General features: G+C 67.1%; 21 protein-coding genes. 18 read left to right on the forward strand and 3 right to left on the reverse strand.

Going from position 1 to position 16,345, the window contains the following annotated elements; genetic code table 11:
• Window positions 1–36: 36 nt before the first annotated feature.
• The 3 genes from hisG to ON45_RS15445 are packed head-to-tail and all read left to right on the forward strand — an operon-like array spanning window position 37 to window position 1,432.
• A complete protein-coding gene (gene hisG, locus ON45_RS15435; protein ID WP_040494892.1) occupies window positions 37–909 on the forward strand; it encodes an ATP phosphoribosyltransferase in 873 nt (290 codons plus the stop codon).
• On the forward strand, window positions 906–1,118 hold the full coding sequence (locus tag ON45_RS15440; protein ID WP_040494893.1) for a hypothetical protein: 213 nt from the start codon (window positions 906–908) through the stop codon (window positions 1,116–1,118). Before hisG ends, ON45_RS15440 begins: the two co-directional genes overlap by 4 nt.
• On the forward strand, window positions 1,115–1,432 hold the full coding sequence (locus ON45_RS15445; RefSeq protein ID WP_040494894.1) for an MGMT family protein: 318 nt from the start codon (window positions 1,115–1,117) through the stop codon (window positions 1,430–1,432). Before ON45_RS15440 ends, ON45_RS15445 begins: the two co-directional genes overlap by 4 nt.
• Window positions 1,433–1,459: 27 nt before the next feature.
• Here the strand turns inward: ON45_RS15445 and ON45_RS15450 are convergent, their stop codons facing one another.
• On the reverse strand, window positions 1,460–1,900 hold the full coding sequence (locus ON45_RS15450; RefSeq protein WP_040494895.1) for a hypothetical protein: 441 nt from the start codon (window positions 1,898–1,900) through the stop codon (window positions 1,460–1,462).
• 221 nt (window positions 1,901–2,121) lie between these two features.
• Between ON45_RS15450 and infC the strand changes: the two genes are divergently transcribed.
• The 6 genes from infC to ON45_RS15480 all read left to right on the forward strand — a co-directional run bounded on the left by infC (window position 2,122) and on the right by ON45_RS15480 (window position 5,061).
• Window positions 2,122–2,748, forward strand: a complete 627-nt coding sequence (infC, locus tag ON45_RS15455) for a translation initiation factor IF-3 (RefSeq protein ID WP_051063159.1) — start codon at window positions 2,122–2,124, stop codon at window positions 2,746–2,748.
• A 1-nt stretch (window position 2,749) separates the two neighbouring features.
• Entirely contained in the window at window positions 2,750–2,947 is a 198-nt protein-coding gene (gene rpmI, locus ON45_RS15460) for a 50S ribosomal protein L35 (RefSeq protein WP_040494897.1), read from the forward strand.
• A 33-nt stretch (window positions 2,948–2,980) separates the two neighbouring features.
• Complete coding sequence (gene rplT, locus ON45_RS15465; RefSeq protein WP_040494898.1) at window positions 2,981–3,334, forward strand: 50S ribosomal protein L20; 354 nt, start codon at window positions 2,981–2,983, stop codon at window positions 3,332–3,334.
• Between the two features lie 100 nt (window positions 3,335–3,434).
• Entirely contained in the window at window positions 3,435–4,235 is an 801-nt protein-coding gene (locus ON45_RS15470; protein WP_158412445.1) for a TrmH family RNA methyltransferase, read from the forward strand.
• A 14-nt stretch (window positions 4,236–4,249) separates the two neighbouring features.
• Entirely contained in the window at window positions 4,250–4,732 is a 483-nt protein-coding gene (locus ON45_RS15475; RefSeq protein ID WP_040494899.1) for a YbaK/EbsC family protein, read from the forward strand.
• The gene (locus ON45_RS15480; RefSeq protein WP_040494900.1) at window positions 4,729–5,061 is read left to right on the forward strand and encodes a glyoxalase superfamily protein; all 333 of its coding nucleotides are present in this window, start codon (window positions 4,729–4,731) and stop codon (window positions 5,059–5,061) included. The genes ON45_RS15475 and ON45_RS15480 overlap by 4 nt, the downstream gene beginning before the upstream one ends.
• Here ON45_RS15480 and ON45_RS21670 read toward each other — a convergent pair whose 3' ends face one another.
• Window positions 5,062–5,991 (reverse strand): 5'/3'-nucleotidase SurE, encoded by a 930-nt coding sequence (locus ON45_RS21670; protein WP_148288718.1) that lies wholly within the window; start codon window positions 5,989–5,991, stop codon window positions 5,062–5,064.
• Between the two features lie 239 nt (window positions 5,992–6,230).
• Here ON45_RS21670 and pheS point away from each other — a divergent pair, with 239 nt between their 5' ends.
• From pheS to ON45_RS15505, 3 genes are read left to right on the forward strand one after another with little or no spacing between them, the layout of a single operon-like run.
• Complete coding sequence (gene pheS / locus ON45_RS15495; protein ID WP_162833689.1) at window positions 6,231–7,241, forward strand: phenylalanine--tRNA ligase subunit alpha; 1,011 nt, start codon at window positions 6,231–6,233, stop codon at window positions 7,239–7,241.
• Window positions 7,242–7,254: 13 nt separating this feature from the next.
• On the forward strand, window positions 7,255–9,618 hold the full coding sequence (pheT, locus tag ON45_RS15500) for a phenylalanine--tRNA ligase subunit beta (RefSeq protein WP_040494901.1): 2,364 nt from the start codon (window positions 7,255–7,257) through the stop codon (window positions 9,616–9,618).
• Between the two features lie 4 nt (window positions 9,619–9,622).
• Window positions 9,623–10,021 (forward strand): ACT domain-containing protein, encoded by a 399-nt coding sequence (locus ON45_RS15505; protein WP_040494922.1) that lies wholly within the window; start codon window positions 9,623–9,625, stop codon window positions 10,019–10,021.
• On the opposite strand, the gene ON45_RS15510 is transcribed toward ON45_RS15505, so the two are convergent.
• On the reverse strand, window positions 10,008–10,568 hold the full coding sequence (locus ON45_RS15510; protein ID WP_040494923.1) for a YqgE/AlgH family protein: 561 nt from the start codon (window positions 10,566–10,568) through the stop codon (window positions 10,008–10,010). The genes ON45_RS15505 and ON45_RS15510 overlap by 14 nt on opposite strands.
• A 113-nt stretch (window positions 10,569–10,681) precedes the next feature.
• Between ON45_RS15510 and argC the strand changes: the two genes are divergently transcribed.
• Genes argC through ON45_RS15540 form a run of 6 tightly spaced genes read left to right on the forward strand, consistent with a single transcriptional unit; the run spans window position 10,682 to window position 16,278 of the window.
• Window positions 10,682–11,710, forward strand: a complete 1,029-nt coding sequence (gene argC, locus ON45_RS15515; RefSeq protein WP_040494902.1) for an N-acetyl-gamma-glutamyl-phosphate reductase — start codon at window positions 10,682–10,684, stop codon at window positions 11,708–11,710.
• Window positions 11,707–12,582, forward strand: a complete 876-nt coding sequence (gene argB / locus ON45_RS15520; RefSeq protein ID WP_040494903.1) for an acetylglutamate kinase — start codon at window positions 11,707–11,709, stop codon at window positions 12,580–12,582. The genes argC and argB overlap by 4 nt, the downstream gene beginning before the upstream one ends.
• The gene (locus tag ON45_RS15525; RefSeq protein WP_241432223.1) at window positions 12,579–13,790 is read left to right on the forward strand and encodes an aspartate aminotransferase family protein; all 1,212 of its coding nucleotides are present in this window, start codon (window positions 12,579–12,581) and stop codon (window positions 13,788–13,790) included. The genes argB and ON45_RS15525 overlap by 4 nt, the downstream gene beginning before the upstream one ends.
• Before the next feature lie 7 nt (window positions 13,791–13,797).
• Window positions 13,798–14,262 carry an arginine repressor gene (argR, locus tag ON45_RS15530; RefSeq protein WP_051063164.1) on the forward strand — a complete coding sequence of 155 codons (465 nt, stop codon included), beginning with the start codon at window positions 13,798–13,800 and terminating at the stop codon, window positions 14,260–14,262.
• A 10-nt stretch (window positions 14,263–14,272) separates the two neighbouring features.
• Window positions 14,273–15,724 (forward strand): argininosuccinate lyase, encoded by a 1,452-nt coding sequence (gene argH, locus ON45_RS15535; protein ID WP_040494906.1) that lies wholly within the window; start codon window positions 14,273–14,275, stop codon window positions 15,722–15,724.
• Entirely contained in the window at window positions 15,721–16,278 is a 558-nt protein-coding gene (locus tag ON45_RS15540; protein WP_040494907.1) for a DNA-3-methyladenine glycosylase, read from the forward strand. Before argH ends, ON45_RS15540 begins: the two co-directional genes overlap by 4 nt.
• Window positions 16,279–16,345 lie beyond the last annotated feature (67 nt).

Raw genomic sequence — 16,345 nt, forward strand, 5'->3', positions numbered from 1 at the left:
GGAGCCTGGACTGCGGTCGCCGGTAGCCTCGCTCGGGTGCTGAAACTGGTCTTGCCGAAGGGCTCGTTGGAACGAGCGACACTCGAACTCTTCGAAGCGGCGGACCTCCCCGTGCATCGGTCGTCGTCGGTCGACTACCAGGCGAACATCGACGACCCGCGGATCGACTCGGTGCGCATCCTGCGACCACAGGAGATCCCGACCTACGTGTCCGAGGGTCTGTTCGACCTCGGGATCACCGGCCGCGACTGGGTCGAGGAGACGGGCAGCGTCGTCGAGAGTCTCGGTGAACTGAAGTACTCGAAGAACACGGGGAACCCGATCCGGATGGTCGTCGCCGTCGCCGGTGACTCGCCGGCCGAGTCGGTGAAGGACCTCCCGAACGGCGTGCGAGTGCAGACCGAGTACCTCGAATCGACTCGCCGGTTCTTCGAACAGAACGGCGTCGATGCGAACGTGCGGCTGTCGTACGGAGCGACCGAGGCGAAGATCCCCGACATCGCGGACTGTGTGGTCGAGATCACCGAGACCGGCCGAGCGCTCCGTGCGGCGGGCTTGAAGGTGATCGACACGATCCTCACGAGCTACACCGAAGTCGTCGCCAATCCGGTCTCGTTCGCCGACCCGGAGAAGCAGAAGGCGATGAAGCAGGTGATGACCCTGCTGAACGGCGTGCTCGACGCACGCGGCCGGGTGCTGCTGAAGCTCAACGTGAGCGAGCAGAAGAAGGCAGCGGTCCTCGCGGTCCTGCCGTCGATGAAGTCACCGACCGTGTCGCCGCTGTCCGACGGCGGATTCGCGGTGGAGTCGGTGGTCGAGAAGCGGACGATCAACCTGGTGATCCCGGCGCTGCGCGAGGCGGGGGCAACCGATCTCCTCGAGCTGCCGATCTCCAAGATCGTCCCGTGACCGCGCATCGGAACGGAAGTCTGTCCGGCAGCATCGTCGAGTTCGATGCCGCCGTGGGCCTCGGTGTCGTCGAGTCCGGTGATGATCGATACGCATTCCACTGCATCGAGATCGCCGACGGGACCCGTGACATTGCGGTGGGTACCGCCGTGACGTTCGAGTTGATCGGCAAGTTCGGCCGGTACGAGGCCGCCGACATCCGGTCGTGACCGACACCGATCCGCGCACCGAACGGGAGCGACGGATCATCGACGTGCTGATGTCGCTGGGGGAGGGCGAGGTCACCACCTACGGCGACGTGGCCGAGGTCGCGGGATATCCGAGACAGTCACGGCTCGTGGGCCGCATCCTGAGCACGACCGACGTCGACGTTCCGTGGTGGCGCGTCGTCAACGTCGCCGGCGTGATCCGCGCGTCCGATCCCGGCCTCCAGGCGCAGCTGCTGGCCGAGGAGAACGTCGTGGTCCGCGACGGCAGGGTGATCCGCGCCCCGATCGGCCGCTTCGCCTCGAGCGACGGCTGACCCCGTCGACCGGGTCGAGCGGGAGCCTCAGTCGGTTGGCTGGCCGGCCTGCGCTGCTTGGCCCTTGATCTGGACGAAGGCGAGGCGGATGTTCTGGAGGGCGCCGACCATGGTCGGTGCTTCCGGGCCGAGGCGGTCGCCCAGGCCGTCGACCAGGCACGCGAGTGCGTCGATCGCGAGCGCGGCCTGTGCGAGGTCGGGTTCCTCGGCGGACAGGTGGATGGCCGCCAGTTCGTAGAGGCCCATCACATGGTTGGTGATGACGACCTCGGCCGGAACCGACGCGAGTCGCTGGCGGCTCTCCTCCATCGCCTGCTGCGCCTCGGCGATCTCCTGTTGTTCCTCGGGCGACAGCTGCTCGAACTGGGACTGGAGGTCGTCGAGACCCGGGATCTCACCGGAGAAGCCGGAGGAGTCCACGGCGTCGGCGGTTTCGGCGGAATCGTGCTCAGAGGTTTCGTCGCTCACGCGCGGTACCCTACCGGGGCACAACTGAGGCGAAGTGGGACGCGAGTCCCCACCTGTCCACTCCCCGGCGAGAAGATCGTCGAAACCGTGACACAGGTACTGAGGCTGAGACAGCCACCACCGGCCCATCGGGTCGGCTGAGTGTCGGTCGCTCCGCGGACTTCGCGTCGAGCACCGAAACATTCAACATGGGGAGGCCCATTGCACAGGAGTGAAGTCTCATAGCACCGCGACGACCAGAACCGCGTGGCGATCAACACCGCGTCAACGACCGCATCCGAAGCCGTGAAGTCCGACTGATCGGACCGAGTGGTGACCAACTCGGAATCAAGCCGGTGCCGGAGGCGCTGAGGATGGCCCGGGGTCTCGACCTCGACCTCGTCGAAGTCGCCCCGCAAGCCAAACCGCCCGTCTGTCGCATCATGGACTACGGCAAGTTCAAGTACGAAGAAGATCAGAAGGCCAAAGAGGCCCGCAAGAAGTCGACCAACGTGCAGGTCAAGGAGGTGAAGTATCGCCCCAAGATCGGCAAGGGCGACTTCGACACCAAGACCCGCAACGTCATCCGGTTCATCGATGACGGTCACAAGGTCAAGGTGACCCTGCAGTTCCGCGGCCGCGAGATGGCCCACCCGGAGCTGGGTGCGAAGATCCTCGACGACGTGATCGAAGCCGTCGGTCCGGCAGCGAAGCTCGACAGCCGCTCGCGGCTCGAAGGTCGCGCGATGTCGATGGTGCTCTCACCGGACAAGCAGGCCCAGGAGGCCATCAAGAAAGCAGCGGCAGCTGCCGAGAAGGAAGCAGCCGCCGAGGCCGAAGGCGAAACGGCCGAATCACAAGGAGATTGAGATGCCGAAGATGAAGACATCGAAGACCGCTGCGAAGCGGTTCAAGAAGACCGGGACGGGCCAGCTCCGTCACGAACAGCAGAACAACCAGCACAAGTTCGAGTCGAAGTCGTCGAGCCGGAAGCACCGTCTCGATCGGGACGTCGACGTGCACCCCAGCGACACGAAGCGGATCAAGCGTCTGCTCGCAGAGCGCTGATCGAGACGCTGAAGCAGAAGTAGGAGAAGAACAATGGCACGAGTCAAGCGCGGCGTCACCAAGACGAACCGCCACAAGAAGGTTCTGAAGCAGGCCAAGGGCTACTACGGCAACAAGAGCCGTTCGTTCCGGGCCGCCAACGAGCAGGTCATGCGGTCGGGCAACTACGCCTTCCGCGACCGTCGCGCCCGCAAGGGTGAGATGCGGCGGCTGTGGATCCAGCGGATCAACGCAGCTTGCCGTCAGAACGACATGAGCTACAGCCGGTTCATCGCCGGTCTGAACGCTGCCGGCATCGAGGTGGACCGCAAGATCCTCTCCGAGATCGCCGTCACCGACGCTGCGGCGTTCACCAAGCTGGTGGACAACGCGAAGGCCGCTCTCTGAGCAGCTGAACGAACACCGAATCTCGAAGGGGCCGTGCCACATGCACGGCCCCTTCGGCGTTTTCGGGCGCATCCACACCTCATCGGCCACACTGGTCCCGATGACCGGACTCGGAGCGACGAATCGCAACGTCCAGCAGTTGAAGAAGCTGTTGGGTCGGCGGAGCGAGCGCCATGCGACACGACAGTTCGTGATCGAAGGGCCGGTCCTCTCGACCGAGGCGGTGCGGGCCGGATGGATCTGCCTCGCCCAGTACGTCCCGGAGGGGAGTGGGGTGAAGGTCGAGGGTGCGGGGCCGGTCAACGAGTTGGCCGCCGGAGTGCTCGAGCGGGTTGCCTCGACCCAGTCCCCGCAGGCACCGCTCACGCTCGCGAAGATGCGAGACCACGACGTGGTGGCCGTTCTCGCGGCGGCCTCGTTCATCGTCGTCCTCGACCGGGTCGGTGATCCGGGCAATGTCGGCACCATCCTGCGCTCGGCCGAGGCGGCGGGAGCGGAGGCGATCGTGCTGACGCCGGGGTCGGTGGATGTCTTCAACCCGAAGGTGCTGCGATCGTCGGCCGGCGCGGTCTTCCACGTTCCGGTTCTCGTCGCGACGCTCGAGGAGGTCGCCGACTCGGGCTTCGAACTGGCAGGGACCAGCAGCCACGAGTTTCCCGACCGGACGGTGGTGGCGCACACGGAGGCGGACCTCACTCGTCGACTCGCGATCGTGATGGGCAACGAAGCGGCCGGATTGCCCGACGAATGGAACGACCACGACGGTCCGATCGACACCTGGTTGACGATTCGCCACCGCGGTCGGAGCGAGTCGCTCAACGTCGCGATGGCGGCGACCATCATCGTCTTCGAAGCCGCCCGCCAACGAGCGGAGTATCAACCGGGGTCCGACCCCGGTTGATACCTTCGTGCGGGATGGGTGCCGCGCTGACCGAACGACTCGACCACACGGGCGTGGAGTACGAGATCTTCGAGTGCGACCCGGATCTGGCCGACACGGCTCAGTTCTGCGAGGCGTACGGCTTCGAACTCGGCGACTCGGCGAACACGATCGTCGTCGTGGGCAAGTCCGATCCGCCGGTCCACGCAGCCTGCGTCGTCCTGGCGAACACCCGACTCGATGTGAACAAGGTGGTCCGCAAACGGCTCGGGGTGAAGAAGGCGTCGTTTGCGAACGCGGAGGCGACCGCTGATCTCACCGGGATGCAGATTGGGGGCGTCACCCCCTTCGGGCTCCCCGCCGATCTTCCGATCTGGGTCGACGAGCGGGTGTTGTCTCGCCCGAGGATCGTTCTCGGTGGTGGCGATCGGAGCCAGAAGGTGATCGCACCACCGACGATCCTCGAAGCGATCGGCGCCGAGGTCGTGACGGACCTGGCCAAGGTCGCCGAACCATGACGACGCAGGTGGTTCCGATCCTCCGCGTCGCCGACGCCGAGGTGTCGGTCGAGTGGTACGCACGGATCGGGTTCGAGCAGGTGTTCGAACACCGTTTCGACGAGGGGATGCCGGCGTACGTCGGGCTCGAACGCGAGGGCGCGCTGATCCACCTCTCCGAACACACCGGCGACGCACCCGGACCGGGTCTTCTCTACATCTGGGTCGACGAGATCGACCCACTCGCGGAACACTTCGGTGTGGTTCCCGACGAGATGCCGTGGGCCCGTGACTTCGAGGTCACCGATCCTGACGGCAATCGCATCCGTCTGGCCGAAGCGGTCGGGTGATCAGAATCCGACGTCGCTGATGCTGGCGAATCCGGTCGACACGGCGGCGTAGTCGTCGGCCGGTTCCGTCGACTCGGAGTTGCAATCGCTGGCGAAGGGATCGGCCCCGTCGGGAAACGCCGTGGCGACGGGAACCTCGACGAGACCGCGGATCTGACCGCCGTCGGTACAACTCGGCACGTTCACGCTGGTGACCGACACGGCCAGGTCGAGCGAGCCGTCGTCGGCGCGGTGCTCCGCGATGAACGCGACGACGTACGCCGCCGCGTCCGAGAACGACGCGTCGGCCTCGTCGGGGACCAATCCGGAGCTGACCGCGATTGCGGGGACCCCGGCACGCGCGGCTGTCCGGGCAGCGCCCACCGTTCCCGACAGGTCGACGAACGGACCGATGTTCTGGCCCGAGTTGACGCCGGAGACGACGAGGTCGGGCATCAGCCCCAGTTCACCGAGGGCGACTCCGACCGAGTCGGCGGGCGTGCCCATGACCGCCGTGCCCGGAAACCCGGTTGCCGTCGTTCCGTCGGCGCTGGTGACCGCTCCCGCGGTAGTGGTGTCGGACGACCCGCTCTGGTTCTCGCTCGGCGCCACCAGGACCACCTCGACGTCGGGCACGGCGCGAAGCGCTTCCACCAACGTGTCGATGCCGGGAGCGCGGATCCCGTCGTCGTTCGTGACCAGGATCTCCAACACCTTCGGGGCCGGCGTCGTGGTCGTCGTACTCGTTGTCGTGGTGGTCGGGGAGGCCGTCGTGGTCGCTTCCTCGGCCGACGTTGGCGGAGCCGTGGTCTCGGCGGGCTCGGTGTCGGCCGGTTCCGCAGCGGCGTCGGTGACCGGCGAGGACGGATCGGAGGATTCGTCGGAACCGCCGCACGCGGACACGGCGAGGACCAGCGCGAGGGGAAGGGCGAGCATGTGGTGGAGACGCACGGCGCCGGACGCTACGGACGCGGACTCGCTCCGCTGGGAGTGTGGACCAGGTGTTCGCCAGCTGTTCATTCCGGGTTTCCCTCCGACGTCGGCGGCGAAATGAAACGATGTGTGGACCGAGGACGGCGGCTACGCTTGGAGTCGTGACGACGCGGTTGCAGCGATTTCCGTACCCCGGCTGACCCCGGGGTTCCCGAAACGCTCCTGCTCACACCGTTCCTTCGAAAGGACACCTCTTGATTTCCGATATCACTGCCGCCCGTGACGCGGCACTCGCCGACATCGCACGCGCGACCTCACCCGACGAGGTCGCCGAGATGACCACCCGCTTCGCGGGAAAGAAGGGCGAACTCGCCGGGCTGAAGAAGCGGCTCGGCTCGCTCGACACGATCGACGAGAAGAAGGTCGCCGGCGCTGCCATCAACGAGGCGATGAGCGCGGTCGATGCCGCCCTCGACGAACGCCGTGCGGCCGTTGCGGCAGATGCGATGCGTCAGCAGGTCGAGAACGAACGCCTCGACCTGACCGAGTACGTCGGCAAACCGGCTCGTGGACACGCCCACCTGGTGACGCAGGCGTGGGAACGGCTGGAGGACGTGTTCGTCGGACTCGGGTTCCGCGTGGCCGAGGGTCCCGAGGTCGAGACCGACTGGCACAACTTCGAAGCGCTCAACATGGGCGAAGGGCACCCGGCGAGGGGCGAGTTCGACACGCTGTTCGTGGACCACGTTCCGCCCGGCGGCCGACCCGGAACAACCGTGCTGCGCACGCACACGTCGCCGGTGCAGATCCGCACGATGCTCACCGAGGAGCCGCCGATCTACGTCATCGCGCCGGGTCGAGTCTTCCGCCGGGACACCCCGGATGCGACCCACATGCCGGTGTTCCATCAGATCGAGGGCTTGGTCGTCGACCGGGACATCTCGATGGCCGACCTCGCCGGCACGATCGACGCGTTCACCAAAGCATTCTTCGGAAAGGGCTGGAACTCGCGCCTGCGGCCGAGCTACTTCCCGTTCACCGAACCATCGGCGGAGTTCGACATCCAACGCCCCGACGGCTCGTGGATCGAGCTCGGCGGATGCGGCATGGTCCACCCCAACGTCCTCACCGCCGGCGGACTCGACCCCGAGGAATGGAGCGGCTTCGCGTTCGGATTCGGGATCGACCGGATGGCGATCATGCGCCACGGTGTCGCCGACATCCGTGAGATGTTCTCCGACGACCTCCGATTCGCAGAACAGTTCTGAGAGGGAGCGAACGATGAAGATTCTCCTGTCCTGGCTCAACGACTACGGCGACTTCGGCGACCCCACGAACCCCGATGACGTTCAGCGGGTTTCCGACGAGCTCACCGCGCTCGGCCTCGAGGTCGAGTCGATCACCCCGGTCGGCGAGACCGTCGAGGGTGTCGTCACCGCGCGCATCCTGCGCCTCCAGAGTCACCCCGACGCCGCGAAGGTCCAGCGCGTCTACGTGGACGCGGGCGACGGCGAGGAACGCCATGTGTGGTGCGGCGCCGACAACATCTCCGAGGACGACATCGTCCCGCTCGCCACGCTCGGTACGACGATGCCGAACGGCATGACGATCGAGCGCCGGGGCATCCTCGGCATCGATTCGGAAGGGATGTTGTGTTCTGCCCGGGAACTCGGCCTCGGCGAGGACCACGACGGAATCCGCATCCTGCCCTCGGGCTTGCCGCTCGGCATTCCGTACGGCGACGCGCTCGGCATCCGACCGGACGTGTTGATCGACGCCGATGTCACGCGGAACCGGCCCGACTGTTGGGGCTACGTCGGAATCGCCCGCGATCTCGCCGCCAAGATGGGCGTGGAGTTCCGGCCACCGACGCCAACGATCGACGTCACCGGCGACGAGCGGACGACGCCCGTGGAGATCGTCGACGGAGACCGTTGCGCGCGTTTCACCTCGACGGTCATCTCCGGTGTCGTCGTCGGAGAATCGGCGGGCTGGATGCAGCGCCGACTGACGGCCGCCGGGATGCGGCCGATCAGCAACGTGGTCGACGTGAGTAACTACGTGATGCTCGAACTGAACCAGCCCAACCACGCCTACGACCTCGAGACCCTCGGCGGCGGTGGCTTCCGGATCCGCCTCGCGACCGACGGCGAACACCTCGTGACGCTCGACGGTGAGGATCGCACGTTCACCACCGACGACCTGCTGATCTGCGACGCCAACGATGCACCGATCGGCGTCGGTGGGATCATGGGCGGCCTCGACTCCGAGATCTCCGACGCCACGACGACCGTCGCGCTCGAGATGGCATGGTTCGAACTCGTCGGGATCGGCCGGACCGTGACCCGTTCGGGGCTCCGTTCCGAAGCCTCACAGCGGTTCGAACGCGGTGTCGACCCGTACGGCATGCCACTGGCAGTCGCGCGTTTCGCAGAACTGCTCTCGGAGACCTGCCCCGATCTGGTCGTCCACGCCGGTGCCGTCGACGCACGATCCGAGCACCTCCCGGCCGAGCAGCGCACCGCCGAGGTGCGGATCTCCAACGTCAACCGCATTCTCGGCACCGACCTGTCCGCCGACGATCTCCCGAGCCTGCTCGATCCGATCGGATACACCGTGTCCGGATCGGGTGACACGCGCACCGTCGCTCTGCCCACCTGGAGGCTCGACTCGACCGCCGAGGTCGACGTGATCGAAGAGGTCGGTCGCCACTACGGCTACGCCCGGCTGGGGTCGCGCGTCCCGAAGTCATCCGACCACGGCGGCTTGACGGTACGCCAGCAGCGGCGGCGGGTGCTCCGTGACGTGCTGCTCGGCCTCGGGATCTCCGAGGCGATGCCCAACCCGTTCCTCGCTCCCGACACACTGGCCAAGGCCGGTCTCGACGCGCAGTCGATCGCGATCACCAACCCGCTCGTGTCCGACGAGAGCGTGCTGCGCACGTCGCTGCGTCCCGGGCTGCTCCGGTCGATCGCGTTCAACGAGTCGCACCGTCGGACCGGTGCCCGACTCTTCGAGATCGGCCACGTCTACCCGCCCGGCGACGGTGAGCTGCCGGGCGAGTTCGAGGCGCTCGCCGTCGTGCTCGCGGGTCATGACGCGCCGGCGGCGATGGCCGTCTGGCGGGAGATCACCGCTGCCCTCGGCGGCGGCGCGCGGATCGATCAGGCCCGCGTCCCGGCCGGGTTGCATGCGACCCGCAGCGCGACACTCCAGGCCGGCAAGGAACCACTTGGAGCCGTCGGCGAGGTCGCCCCCGAGGTCCTCGCTGCGTTCGACGTGACCGAACGCGTGGCGATCCTCGAGGTCGACCTCGATCAGTTCTTGGCTCGCGAGCCGAAGCCGGCGCAGTGGAAATCGACGAGCCGGTACCCGTCGAGCGACCTCGACGTGTCCTTCCGACTCGACGAGGCGGTCCCCGCGGAGAAGTTGGAGAAGGCGGTGCGACAAGGCGCCGGCAAGTTCCTCGTCGACCTCGACCTGTTCGACAACTACCGCGACCAAGCGTCCGTCGGGTCACGCGCGTTGGGCTATCGATTGCGCCTCCAGTCCCAGGAGCGAAACCTCACGGATGCCGACATCGCCGAGATCCGACGCGGAATCGAGGCCGCGGCGACCAAGCTGGGTGCCGAACTGCGAAGCTGAGGCCATGACTGCACCGGGATCCACCGACCTCGAGGCGATGCTCGCCTCGCTCGATGTCGAGCGTCGACCCGGTGTGTTCACGTTCGTGGCGGTCGAGGTTCCGACTCCGGGGTTGCTCGCGGCATCTCACGGCATGGTCAAGGAGGGGACGCTGACGACGCTGGTGCTGCCGGTCGAGTCGGCGCGACGGGCGGGGCTCCCGGTCGTGGTCGAGATGGCATGGTTGTCGTTGACGGTGCAATCGAGCCTCGAGGCCGTCGGCTTGACCGCAGCATTCTCGAAGGTGCTCGGCGATGCGGGAATCTCGTGCAACGTGCTCGCGGGGTACCACCATGATCATCTGTTGGTCCCGGTCGAACGGGCCGACGATGCGATCGCCGCGTTGTCCGTCAATTCAAGCTGAGGTCATCGGGGGCGAGCGCGAGCCAGCTCAGCCGTCCCGGCTGCCGACGCAACACGTCGTACCAGAGTTGTTCCGGAACGTCGGAGAACACGTCACCGATCTCGGAGTCGAGGACCAACCACGCGCCCTCGTCGATCTCGGATTCGAGTTGTCCGGCTCCCCAGCCGGCATAGCCGCGGAACACACGAACGGCATCGATGTGCGCGGCGGCGATCGCCGGGTCGGCCGACAAGTCGGCAGAGGCGACGAGGCCGCTGATCGGTGTGAGGAGCTCGGTCGACTCATCGAGCAGATCCTTGGTTCTCGCGATTCCGATCATCGCGTTGGTGTCCACCGGTCCGCCGGCGAAGACCGACGACGGCACACTCTGCAGTTCGATCCAACGGTCGAGGGGTTCGGACAGCGCCTCGTCGGTCGGACGGTTGAGGACGAGGCCGATCGCTCCGTCCTCGTGATGTTCGAGCACGTAGACGACCGCCCGGTCGAAGTTCGGGTCCGCCAGAGGAGGGGTAGCGACGAGCAGCCGACCCTTCGTCTGTTGTGACATCGCGAACACCGCCTCAGTCTGGCCCGCCGACACCGCGAGCACTACCGTCGGCGTGACGCCACGGGACTCAGCTGTTTGGATGAACATGCAGAGTCGTGTATGGTCATGCAGCTATGAGCGAGGCACGCCTGCGGGTCGGCATCATCGGGGCGTCGGGGTTCACGGGCGCGGAGCTCCTGCGACTGGTCGCGGCACACCCGGACCTGGAACTCGTCGTCGCGACGGGGGACTCGATGGCCGGTCGCCGCGCGGCCGACCTGTATCCGTCGCTCGCGACCGCGTACCCCGACCTGGTGTACTCGGAGTTCGATCCGGGCCTGGTCGACGGACTCGATCTCGTCGTCCTCGGACTCCCGCACGAGGCGTCGATGCAACTCGCACCGCAGATCGTCGGCGAGGTTCCGTGCGTCGTGGATCTGTCGGCGGCGTTCCGGCTCAAGGACGCGAAGCAGTATCCCGACTTCTACGGTTTCGAGCATTCCGAGCCCGAACTCCTCGCCGAAGCCGTGTTCGGACTGCCGGAACTCCACCGCGCCGACCTGGTCGGCTCCCGACTGATCGCCACACCGGGCTGCCATGTCACCGCAGCCACGCTCGCGCTCCGGCCGCTCGTGGCGGCCGGTCTGGTCGACGCCGACGGCATCATCGTCAACAACGTCACCGGGATCACCGGTGCCGGCCGCAACCCGACCGAGACGAACGTGTTCACCAACATCGATTCGAACGTCGTGCCGTACGGATTGCTGCACCATCGCCACACGCCCGAGATGGAGCAGGAGATCGGGGCGCAGGTCACGTTCACCCCGCACCTCGTCCCGATGAGCCGCGGGATCCTCGCCACCTGCTACGCCCGGCCCGCCGCCGACTGCTCCCCGGATCGACTGATGGGCGCGCTCCATGAGTTCTACGGCGACGAACCGTTCACGTCGGTGATCGACGGTGCCCCGGCGACGAAATCGGTCCTCGGCTCGAATGCCGCGCACGTCACGGCTCGTCTCGACGAACGCACCGGCACGGTCATCTCGATGTGCGCGATCGACAACCTCACCAAGGGGGCGTCGGGCGGCGCGCTGCAGGCAGCCAACGTCGCGCTCGGTCTCGAGGAAACGGCCGGGCTGTCGACGATCGGACTCGCTCCGTGACGTTCGCCCCCGACGCATCCGCACTTCGCGCGGAGACTCTGGTCGAGGCGCTGCCGTACATCCGACGCTTCGCCGGCAAGACGATCGTGGTCAAGTACGGCGGCAACGCGCTCGCCGGAACTTCGAACCACGATGCGTTGGCCCTGTTCGCCGAGGACATCGTGATGATGCGGCTCGTCGGGATGCGGCCGGTCGTGGTGCACGGCGGCGGTCCGCAGATCTCGGAACTGATGTCACGGTTGGGCAAGACCACCGAGTTCGTCGACGGTCTCCGGGTCACCGACGCCGAAACCGTGGGGATCGCGCGCATGGTGTTGAAGGGGCAGGTCAACCCCCAACTCGTGGCGGCGATCAACGTGCACGGGAACTACGCGGTCGGGATGTCCGGTGTGGACGCCGGCCTGATCCGGGCGCGGGCGCGTGACGAACGGCTCGGGTTCGTCGGTGACGTCACCGAGATCAACCCGGCCGTCGTGGAGCGGCTGTTGGACGACGAGTTCATTCCGGTGATCGCCACCATCGGTTCGGACGAGACCGGCCAGGCGTTCAACATCAACGCCGACACCGCCGCCGGAGCGATCGCCGAGGCGTTGGGTGCCGAGAAGTTGATCTACCTGACCGACATCGAGGGCCTCCGCTCGGACGTGGCCGACGCCGCCAGCCTGATCCGCCAGACGACCGCCGATGCGCTCGACGACCTGATCGCCGACGGCACGATCGCCGGCGGGATGATCCCGAAGGTCGCCAGCTGCCAACAGGCGGTCCGCAGCGGAGTGCAGGGCGCGCACATCCTCGACGGGCGCATCGCGCACGTCCTGCTCCTCGAACTGTTCACCGACGCCGGAATCGGAACCATGGTGGTACCCACATGACATCTCACGACTTTCACCACGCCCCGATGGACGCGTGTCCGTTCATGCCCGTCTTCGGGCCGCCGGCGATCATGTTCGACCGAGGTCGAGGGACGGAACTCTGGGACTCCGAGGGCAAGCGCTATCTCGATTTCCTGGCGGGCCTGGCCGTCGTGTCGCTCGGACATGCGAATCCGATCGTCGCCGAGTCGATCGCCGACCAGGCGGAGCAACTGCTCCACGTCTCGAACTTCTTCGCCAACCCGGTCGCGACCGAAGCGGCGGTGAAGGTCAACACCTTGCTCCACGACGCGACCGGCCACGACGGACAGATCTTCTTCACCAACTCCGGAGCCGAGGCGAACGAGTGCGCCATCAAGCTCGCGCGCAAGCACGGTGGTCGCGGCCGGCACACGATCGTCAGCACGCTCGGCAGCTTCCACGGCCGCACCCTCGCCACCTTGGCGGCGACGGGGCAACCGACGAAGCACGAGCCGTTCCAACCGATGCCGGAAGGCTTCCGTCACGTTGCGTGGGGAGACATCGAGGCCATGCGAGGCGCGGTCGATGGCACCGTCGCCGCCGTCCTGATCGAGCCGATCCAGGGCGAGGGCGGCGTCAACCCCGCGAGCGAGGAGTACTTCCGTGCCGTCCGTGAGGTGTGCGACGACGTCGGCGCGTTGATGATCGTCGACGAAGTGCAGACGGGATTCGCCCGAACCGGCAAGTGGTTCGGGTTCGAGCACTTCGGGGTCGCACCAGATGTGGTCACCCTGGCGAAGGCAATGGGGAACGGGATGCCCATCGGCGCCTGCTGGGCCCGGCGCGACGTGGCCGCGGTGTTCGAACCGGGCGATCACGGCAGCACCTACTCCGGAACCGCCATCGCCTGCTCAGCCGTCAACGCGGTCATCGACGAAATGGTGCGACTCGATGCGCCGGCCCTCTCCGAGCGCGCAGGGGAACGTCTTGCGTGGGCGCTCTCGTCGGTCCCTGGCGTGACCGGTGTGCGGGGATCCGGGTTGATCCTCGGCATCGAACTCGCGGAAGGACTCGATGCCAAGCAGGCGTACACCGATCTGTTGGAGGCGGGCCTCATCGTCAACGCGGTCAACCCGACCACGATCCGACTGCTGCCTCCGCTCACGGTGTCCGACGACGAGATCGACGAAGCGGTCGCCATGATCGGCCAGGCCCTTGAAGCTCAGCTCGCAGCGAACGCAGGGTGAGCCCGCGATGACCACGAAGGTGCAACGCCAGTCCGTGATCGTCCGGATCGTCGGCGAGCAGGAAGTGACCAGCCAACCCGAGCTGATCGAACTGCTCGGCGCGCAGGGGATCGAGGCCACGCAGGCGACCGTGTCGCGTGACCTCGACGACATCGGCGCGGTGAAGGTCCGCGTCGCAAGCGGCAACACGGTCTACGCGATCCCCCAGTTCGAGCCCGACCGGTTCGCGCCGCTCGACCAACTCCGCAGGGTGATGGGGGAGTGGGTCGCCGAAGTTGCGCTCTCCGGCAACATCGTCGTGCTGCGGACGCCACCCGGATGTGCACACGTCGTGGCATCAGCTCTCGACCGCAGCCGGATCGAGGGAATGATCGGCACCGTTGCCGGCGACGACACGCTGATGTGTGTCGCCGACCAACCAGACGGTTCGGTCCTCGCCGACAAGCTCCGCCAACTCGCAGGAATGAACTGACAAGGAACCCATGGATCTCGACGACAAGCACGAATTCGCGCGCGACGGGGAGCTGCCCGCCAAGGCTCAGACGCTCTGGCACGGCCGCTTCACCGGCGGGCCGTCGGAGTCGTTGCTCGCCTACACCGTCAGCCTCCCGTACGACCAGCGAATGTGGCGTGACGACATCGCCGGGTCGAAGGCGCACGTGCGGGGTCTGGCGCGAGTGGGTCTCCTGAGCGACGACGAACGCAACGATGTGCTCGATGCGCTCGACGCGGTCGGCGTCGAGATGGAGACCGCGACGTTCGCGTTTGCGCCGTCCGACGAGGACATCCACACCGCGATCGAGCGGCGGGTCACCGAACTGGCCGGCCCGGCGGGCGGCAAGCTGCACACCGCGCGGTCGCGCAACGATCAGGTCGCGACCGACCTGCGCCTCTGGTGCAAGCGCGAGCTGCGTGATGTTGCGGCGCGTCTCGTCGAGATGCAGCAGGCGCTGCTCGAGCAGGCGATCGAAGCCGGCGACGCGTACCTGCCGGGATACACCCACCTGCAGAGGGCCCAGCCGGTGCTCTTGGCGCATCACCTGCTTGCGCACGGTTGGGCGCTCGGGCGGGACGTGAGCCGGTTGCTCGACACGATCGATCGGCTCGACGTGTCCCCGCTCGGCGCGGGGGCGCTCGCCGGATCGTCACTCCCGATCGATCCGGTGGGCAACGCGGCGGACCTCGGTTTCGCGAAGGCGTTCGAGAACAGCCTCGACGCGGTCAGTGACCGGGACTTCGTCGCCGAGGCCGTGTTCGACCTCGCGATGGTCGGGCTGCACCTGTCGCGGATCGGCGAGGAGTGGGTGCTGTGGACGTCGGCGGAGTTCGGGTTCGCCCGTCTCGACGATGGGTACGCGACGGGTTCGTCGATGCTGCCGCAGAAGAAGAACCCCGACATCGCCGAGCTCGCCCGCGGCAAGAGCGGCCGCCTGATCGGCAACCTCACCGGGCTGCTCACCACGTTGAAGGGTCTCCCGATGGCCTACAACCGGGACCTGCAGGAGGACAAGGAGCCATTGTTCGATTCGGTCGAGCAGGTCACCCTCGCGGTGGCCGCCCTGACCGGCATGATCGCGACCGCGACCTTCGACACCGACCGGATGGAGGAAGCCGCCGACGAGGAGACGATGGCCGCGACCGACCTGGCCGAGTATCTGGTCCGGAACGGGATGCCGTTCCGTGACGCTCACGCGGTCGTCGGCGCTCATGTGCAGGAGTGCCTGGCCGGCAAGGGTTCGCTGGCCGAACTCGTGGCCGCCGACCCGCTGTTGGGTGCCGACGGCGCGGCGCTCGTTCGACCAGGCGTCGGCGTGAAGATGCGCTCCAGTCGTGGCGCCGCGGGGCCGGACGCACGCGGTGAACAGGTCGACGCCTACCGCGCGATGCTGGTCGACGAGGCCGAGGCGATCCAGTTGGTCACGACCACGACGTGAGTCCGGTCGAGCGCGACTGGTTCGAGCGGGACGCCCTGGCGGTCGCTCCCGACCTGTTGAACAAGTTGCTCCGTGTGGGCTCTGGTCACGGTGTCGTGTCCGGTCGGATCGTCGAGACCGAGGCCTACCTGCCCGACGATCCGGCAAGTCACTCGTTCCGCGGCCCGACCGAACGGAATCGGGTGATGTTCGGTGCGCCGGGACGGCTGTACGTCTATCTCAGCTACGGAATCCATCGCTGCGCGAACGTCGTGACCGGTCCCGAGGGGAGTGGGCAGGCGGTGTTGATCCGCGCGGTCGTCCCCGTCGACGGGATCGACACGATGCGCGAGCGTCGTGTCCGGTCGGACGCCGAGCTGGCGAATGGTCCGGGGAAGCTGTGCCAGGCGCTCGGGATCGACCTCGCCGACAACGGCGTCGATCTGGTCGGCGGCGACCGCGTGACGATCGCCGACGACGGACTGCCACCACCGGTCGATCCGTTGACCGGCCCACGCATCGGAATCAGCAAGGCGGTCGATCGTCCATGGCGGTTCCGCGTCCCCGCGTGCTGACGTTCGTGTGACCGAATCCGACGCCGGACGCGCTTTCGGTTCCACGAACTCGACGGGCGGGCGGGTG

This window comes from Ilumatobacter nonamiensis YM16-303, from assembly GCF_000350145.1.
In the GTDB taxonomy this organism is placed as follows: Bacteria; Actinomycetota; Acidimicrobiia; order Acidimicrobiales; family Ilumatobacteraceae; genus Ilumatobacter_A; species Ilumatobacter_A nonamiensis.

What these genes read in the sequence shown, in the direction of transcription:
- rpmI (WP_040494897.1), top strand. Translation starts at nt 2,750, where the DNA reads ATGCCGAAGATGAAGACATCGAAGACCGCTGCGAAGCGGTTCAAGAAG.
- rplT (WP_040494898.1), top strand. Translation starts at nt 2,981, where the DNA reads ATGGCACGAGTCAAGCGCGGCGTCACCAAGACGAACCGCCACAAGAAG.
- ON45_RS15470 (WP_158412445.1), top strand. Translation starts at nt 3,435, where the DNA reads ATGACCGGACTCGGAGCGACGAATCGCAACGTCCAGCAGTTGAAGAAG.
- ON45_RS15475 (WP_040494899.1), top strand. Translation starts at nt 4,250, where the DNA reads ATGGGTGCCGCGCTGACCGAACGACTCGACCACACGGGCGTGGAGTAC.
- ON45_RS15480 (WP_040494900.1), top strand. Translation starts at nt 4,729, where the DNA reads ATGACGACGCAGGTGGTTCCGATCCTCCGCGTCGCCGACGCCGAGGTG.
- pheT (WP_040494901.1), top strand. Translation starts at nt 7,255, where the DNA reads ATGAAGATTCTCCTGTCCTGGCTCAACGACTACGGCGACTTCGGCGAC.
- ON45_RS15505 (WP_040494922.1), top strand. Translation starts at nt 9,623, where the DNA reads ATGACTGCACCGGGATCCACCGACCTCGAGGCGATGCTCGCCTCGCTC.
- ON45_RS15510 (WP_040494923.1), bottom strand. Translation starts at nt 10,568, where the DNA reads ATGTCACAACAGACGAAGGGTCGGCTGCTCGTCGCTACCCCTCCTCTG.
- argC (WP_040494902.1), top strand. Translation starts at nt 10,682, where the DNA reads ATGAGCGAGGCACGCCTGCGGGTCGGCATCATCGGGGCGTCGGGGTTC.
- ON45_RS15525 (WP_241432223.1), top strand. Translation starts at nt 12,579, where the DNA reads ATGACATCTCACGACTTTCACCACGCCCCGATGGACGCGTGTCCGTTC.
- argR (WP_051063164.1), top strand. Translation starts at nt 13,798, where the DNA reads ATGACCACGAAGGTGCAACGCCAGTCCGTGATCGTCCGGATCGTCGGC.
- argH (WP_040494906.1), top strand. Translation starts at nt 14,273, where the DNA reads ATGGATCTCGACGACAAGCACGAATTCGCGCGCGACGGGGAGCTGCCC.